The 5,690-nt window shown below is 46.4% G+C and carries 5 protein-coding genes; 3 read left to right on the forward strand and 2 right to left on the reverse strand.

All coding sequences use genetic code 11. From position 1 onward, the window contains the following. A partial coding sequence (locus H6F90_RS30410; RefSeq protein ID WP_206756210.1) for a hypothetical protein occupies nucleotides 1-209 on the forward strand: 209 nt, incomplete at its 5' end. Nucleotides 210-785: 576 nt separating this feature from the next. On the opposite strand, the gene H6F90_RS29840 is transcribed toward H6F90_RS30410, so the two are convergent. Next, nucleotides 786-2,645, reverse strand: coding sequence for a hypothetical protein (locus H6F90_RS29840; protein WP_190555614.1), 1,860 nt, complete (start codon nucleotides 2,643-2,645; stop codon nucleotides 786-788). A gap of 609 nt (nucleotides 2,646-3,254) precedes the next feature. Between H6F90_RS29840 and H6F90_RS29845 the strand changes: the two genes are divergently transcribed. After that, complete coding sequence (locus H6F90_RS29845; RefSeq protein WP_190555615.1) at nucleotides 3,255-3,551, forward strand: protelomerase family protein; 297 nt, start codon at nucleotides 3,255-3,257, stop codon at nucleotides 3,549-3,551. A 3-nt stretch (nucleotides 3,552-3,554) separates the two neighbouring features. After that, nucleotides 3,555-4,979, forward strand: coding sequence for a hypothetical protein (locus tag H6F90_RS29850; RefSeq protein WP_190555617.1), 1,425 nt, complete (start codon nucleotides 3,555-3,557; stop codon nucleotides 4,977-4,979). Nucleotides 4,980-5,161: 182 nt separating this feature from the next. Here the strand turns inward: H6F90_RS29850 and H6F90_RS29855 are convergent, their stop codons facing one another. After that, nucleotides 5,162-5,479 carry a hypothetical protein gene (locus tag H6F90_RS29855; RefSeq protein WP_190555619.1) on the reverse strand — a complete coding sequence of 106 codons (318 nt, stop codon included), beginning with the start codon at nucleotides 5,477-5,479 and terminating at the stop codon, nucleotides 5,162-5,164. Nucleotides 5,480-5,690 lie beyond the last annotated feature (211 nt).

The following is a 5,690-nucleotide window of genomic DNA, read 5'->3' on the forward strand; positions in this document are numbered from 1 at the left end:
AGCTTGGTAGAATAGAGGCAGCATTTTTAGGGGTAGGCTTGTGCTCAAGTAGCAAGCCTATCTTTTTTTGTGCTTGGCAGCTCTATCCCTTGCTACACATCTGCTTCAAGCCTTTTGTTACCCACTGCGTAAGCTCTTTGATGATTATTCTATTTGTGAAGAAAGATGCGACAATGCATAGCTCATCCTTTTTGAATTTTGAATTCTGAATTTTGCATTGGTATTGCATCCCCTAAATCTACATCCCATAACTCCTCGGCTGCCCAATCCATTCAAACTCCTCACTGAATTTGTGCAACACCTGACTCACAACTGACCATCGGAATACAAGGCGGAAATTGGATTGCATATGCATCCCAGATGCCGAGTGCAGCAACACCTGCCACACGGCTGTCGCACAAAACTTCCATCCTTATCTACTTGCTGCCAGCTTTTAAACCCAAGACCAGAGCGATCGCTCTCAAAAGTAAGAACTTTTGTTAAAATCCGGTCTCCCTGACTGGCCTCAATCCCTTACCCCTAAAGACATTCAACCGCTTTCTATTGATAATTGGGCATTCTTGAAGCGATCGCTACATCTCTTCCATTAACGAAAAATACAGTCATGTTTTGTCATACAAACCATGTATTTTCCTTAAATTCGCGATCGCGCTGGTAGGGCAGAGGGAAAGGGGCGATCGCTCAATTCCTCACTACGTATATGTTTTGAGGATTTTTTGTTTGTGAAGAAAAATGTGACAATGCATAGGGGTCGAAAGTGTTTCTTGAAAGAGGGTTAGATGCGCTTATCCTGATTGAGTAGGAGAAGCATTCCCCATTTTACTAGGTCGATAGATTAGGAACCGCAGCCATAGGTATAGTTGATCAGCAGGCACCCGTTTTGCGATCAACCAGACAATCAGGAACAAAGCCAAGATTACAAGGATTCCAACATTAAAAACAATCTTCAAACTGTCAGACGCCTTGAAGAAAACTGCCAGGATATTGGTCAAAATCAACCAGGGGAATACAATCGTTAACCCTTGCAAAACCCTAGTTGTAATCAAGCCGTTACCCGGACCTAACAAAAGCTGTTGATAGTCTAGCTTCTCATGAGGGCCAGACCTAAAGGAATATTTGCTATTGAAGATAGCATCAAACATAATGCCAATTACGTTTCGATTCTCGAAATATGCACTATGACTGCTGATAGGAGACGGAAAGAGGCTGTCGAAAACTTCCACGTTATCGATTGACGTGGTTCGCAGGCGTCGATGAACGGGCGATTCTAGAGCTCCTCCAATAATATCTGCCTGATCCCAGAAATTAACCCAGTGAATGTGGGGCTTGAAGTTTCTAGAGAAGGGAGCCGCGCCCATATCACCCCAAATTTGCTCTTTGACCCGGTTATATCGGTGATATTGACCTACCTCGCTTTCAAAGAAATAGTGAATTTTATCAATTGGGCAGCCCATAGTGAAAAACTGATCCAGTTTTTCTACAGGTAGCGCTGGCGCAGAAGTTTGCTTCGCATGTGCTCGGCTATATTGCCCCAATCTCCGCAACACATCATAGGCGACCGCCGATCCCAGACTATGTGCCACTACGACAACCCGTTCACACGAATCATCCATCAACACATGTTTCAGCGTGTGAACTCCAACATTCAGAATTTCTTGCCGCTTTTTATACTTTTCATTATCTTCTGCATATGTTGCCCAAAATTGCACATCTCCCATAAAATCTTGTAGAAAGGTCGTCAGCCCTAAGACGCCGGAGAGGGCTAACGCCAAGACAAATACACTACTCCAGGAAGGTGTCAATAATTGGCTGACGCTCTCTAAGCCTTGATCTATCAAGAATTTTGGAAGCCCAACTAGTCCTAGTTGTTGAAAGATCCAGAAAGCGAAGGTGAGTAAAGTCAGCCCAGCCAGAAGCAGAATCAACGCCAAGGTCAATAAATAGATTTGGTTGAAGAACTCTGACTTCAAGTAGTAGCAATGCCATTTCTTTGCTAACGTGATTAACGCTGAGCGATTAGTACTTTTAGATCGTTTTAGGAATTGAATAAAATCTGAAAAAGTTCCTCTTGGATAGTCATGCCAGGCACCAGGACTCTCAAACTGATCGTAATACTCGACCAATTTCTTCAAGTCATTTTGTTGGAACTTTTCAGAAAACTTGGATGGGTCACCCTGCAAAGTTGACCACAAGTTGTGGAGATAAGTTCGACGCAGACGAGCTCGCGATCGCCAGGGAGAAAGAATCGACCGAATAGGGTTTAAAGTTTGGTTAAACAACCATGCAATCACATCAAATAATGGCACACCTCCTGCCGTAACATATGCCCAATAGACTTCGTAAAATCGATACGAATCACGATGCCATTTCCCATCCTTTGAATGTATGTAGTCCAGCTCAATAAATGCGACATCGTCTGACAAATCGCAAATTCGAGAGGGCTCTATTTTAGCTCGAATCTTTCTGAGTCTTGGAACCTCTCTGAGATTCTGATTTTTGTCAAAATTGGCATGCTGATCTAACCGATCAACGAGCCGACTTAATTCAGCAAAGCGTCGTTGCCGTCCCATCCCGTGAAAGTAAACAACTGTGGTATATTTCTTACTCGCCTTGGGTGCAATATTTTCTGTTTGATGGGTTGTCATATGTCCATTCCTACTTGTAGGGTAAGTCCACGATTGACAGGTTCTAGATCAAATTTCTGATTACCCTTCTGTGGAGTAAGAAACTAGATTGGACTAGCTCAATTGCCTACAAGCATACCAACCCAATATTAATTGCTTTACAACAGACTCAAAGCATCAATCCACGGTTAACCTTACATGACTTGGAGATTGAACGTCCATCGATAAGCTGGAAACCATTACCCCACAGATAACCTAAGCAGCCCAACTATTGATGGGCTGAAACTTTCTGTCTAAGACCCCAATTTAGGGTAGATAGGCAGAACAATCCGGCATAGCTCCCTAAATTTGATACTTAGGTAGATTGTTTCCACATAATACGCTGCTCAAGCCAGATAGCCCAGATCTTTCAGCATAATTTCGGTTTTTTCAGGGGATGCACAGCAACTTTATCTTGGATGCTAGATGAGGGCGGTGGGGCAATGGCAGTCGAAATTAGATTCGGTGAAGGTGGTTCCTGCACGATTGTCCCTCCCAAAAGAAGCACCCTATCCGCAATTCAAAGTGAATGCGATTGACCCACAATGCTCCGAGGGCAGGGCTGAAGCACTCAACTAACAGCAGAGTTTGATGGACCAAACTCGTAGGGCGATTAAAGACCAATTCAGGGATGACCATTTCTCGCTCAACTACATCAAGTTCTCGACTGAGGAATACACTCAGCTCAATGATAAGAAGCAGCGATCGGTCGCAGAACGCAATGAAAATGTGAAGCCCCTGCACAATCCAGATGGTATTGTGGCCACTGCTGTGCGCTTGCTGGAGTCACCGGAGTGGTCAGAGGTGGCTGCTGCTCTGGCAGTACTAACAGGAAGACGCTCGAGTGAGCTGCTTTCGACAGCTAAGTTTGAACCCAAGACGCGCTGAAGTGTGGTCTTTACCGGGGCGCTCAAACGTGGGGGAGAAACGCAAACGCTCTGTTTTGAGATTCCCACGCTGACGACCTCGGAGAAGGTGTGCCAGGCTTTAGCCAAGATTAGACGGGAGTTGCCGGAGACGCAGGAGCTACCAGCCAAAGAGGTCAATGCTCGCTTTGGTCCCGCTGTCGCTGCGGCGTGCGATCGCCACTTCTCGGACCTTCCAGATCTGGGGGCGATCTCTACACCCATCTCTTTCGGGCTGTCTACGCCACGATCGCGACCTTTTGGTACTGTCCAACCTCGCGTAGACCCAGTGGAGTTTAGAGCCGCCATTCAAGGCCATTATGCAGTCCTCGATGAGCATAATCCTGAACTCAGGCGATCGCTGGCTGCTTCTCGTCACTACGCAGATTTTGAGATTGCGGACTCGGTCATTGCTCAGTATGTCGGTAAGCGTAAAGGTATTAAGTTGGGCTTAGGCGGGATTCAGCCGATTGCTCCGTTTCAGGATCGGGTGGATGACACTCAAATCGGGGAACGGCAGCGATCGCAGCGTACTAGCCTTCGCATTTGGAAAGATGACCAAGCCGCGATCGCTCAGATTCTCGAACACTTTGACGGCAAACTCCAACCCAATAAAATGTCAGCTTGGGTCGCTTGGTCTCTACAGCAGTTAGCCCCGAAAGCAACAGCGGCTCAGTTAGAAGCAGCGGCAGTTGATGAGGCAAAGGAAGCTGAACCTATCGAGGCGATCGCTCCAGGAGCAACAGAAGAGGAATCTGTTGATGAAGCAGAAACGATAGAGGCGATCGCCTCAACTTCTGAAACCACTGAGACTGCACCAGAGCTGATGGAGGAGAGCGAAGTTAATGAACCAATCCAATCCACTGAATTCATAAGCAATTTATCTCTTGAGCAACCCATAGCTAACGGATTGGAATCTAAACTCGACAAGCTCATTGATGTCATGTCTCAGTTTATGCAATTCCAATTGCACTCTCAACAAGCGGTTAGCCAGGAAGATAGTGCTCAAAAGGCGATCGCTCATTCACAGACAACTAAAGTGGTGGCAATACCAAAACAAGCTCCAATAACGCAATCCGCGATCGCTAACCAGGCTGAAGATACTGCAGAAGAAGCTACTGGCGAAAGTAAGCCTCGTAAATACAAAACTGGCGAAGCTGATGCGATCGTCAATCGGGCGATCGACGCCATCATGGCTCATAACAACCTCCCCGACCAGCTTCATGGCCTCAAGTGGGCTATCACCATTAATGGTTTGAAGAACTTCAGCACCAATCAAAGGGTCATTGAACGCATTATGCAGGAACGGAAAGACGAGATTGATGCCCATCATCAACTCCACCAACTACTTCCAGGCCACAACAACCGTCACAAAAGAAAACGCAAAATTGTAGATGTTATCCAACTCTGAACTGGCCGCTCTTTCGCTTTTGGGCGATCCCGGAACTGGAGGTAGGCCGGAATTAGGAAATAGAGGGGTGAATGAAGATGGGGATCGCTCTCAACAATACTGAAGCTCAAACAGTAAGGCTTTCAACCTCCTATCTCATCCTTCTTTTGTTACTACGGTGAGAGGAAACTGATCAGTTGCACTCAAGCCACTTTGAGTTCTGCCACTTCCAGCTCTGAGCTTGGCAACAGGCGAAAGGTATCCATCCAATCCATTAACTGCTCAAACCCCTGTCTCAGTTCAGGAATGGGGAAGACCTGTAACCAAGACTCTAACCACCCCCAACAGCAATACGGTTGCAGCAGAAGTCGCAAATTGTTCAAAGCACTCTTCCAGGTCATCCCCAACTCCCAGTCGGGATGCTGACTAAACGGCAACAGAGGGGAAGAAGAAACTGCAGCATTCTCACCCTTGAGTTGTGGAGAATGCTTAAAGCCCTCAGCATGCAGACTAATAAGCAAATAGGCGCTAAAAATCAACTCCCACCAGCATTCAATACTGCTGTAATCCGTTAACTCAGATCTTGCACCAAGGCTTAAAAGGTGGCAGAAAGGGCGTGAAACTAATAGACCGCAAGAACAATGGACATTCTTGCCCACGCCCAAGAACTAATCTATCACTTGCTCGATGGGATGCCGACTCCCTACCAACGTCAAAGCCTGCAAGCTTTGC

The organism is Trichocoleus sp. FACHB-591, assembly GCF_014695845.1.
In the GTDB taxonomy this organism is placed as follows: domain Bacteria; phylum Cyanobacteriota; class Cyanobacteriia; order FACHB-46; family FACHB-46; genus Trichocoleus.

What these genes read in the sequence shown, in the direction of transcription:
- H6F90_RS29840 (WP_190555614.1), bottom strand. Translation starts at nt 2,645, where the DNA reads ATGACAACCCATCAAACAGAAAATATTGCACCCAAGGCGAGTAAGAAA.
- H6F90_RS29845 (WP_190555615.1), top strand. Translation starts at nt 3,255, where the DNA reads ATGGACCAAACTCGTAGGGCGATTAAAGACCAATTCAGGGATGACCAT.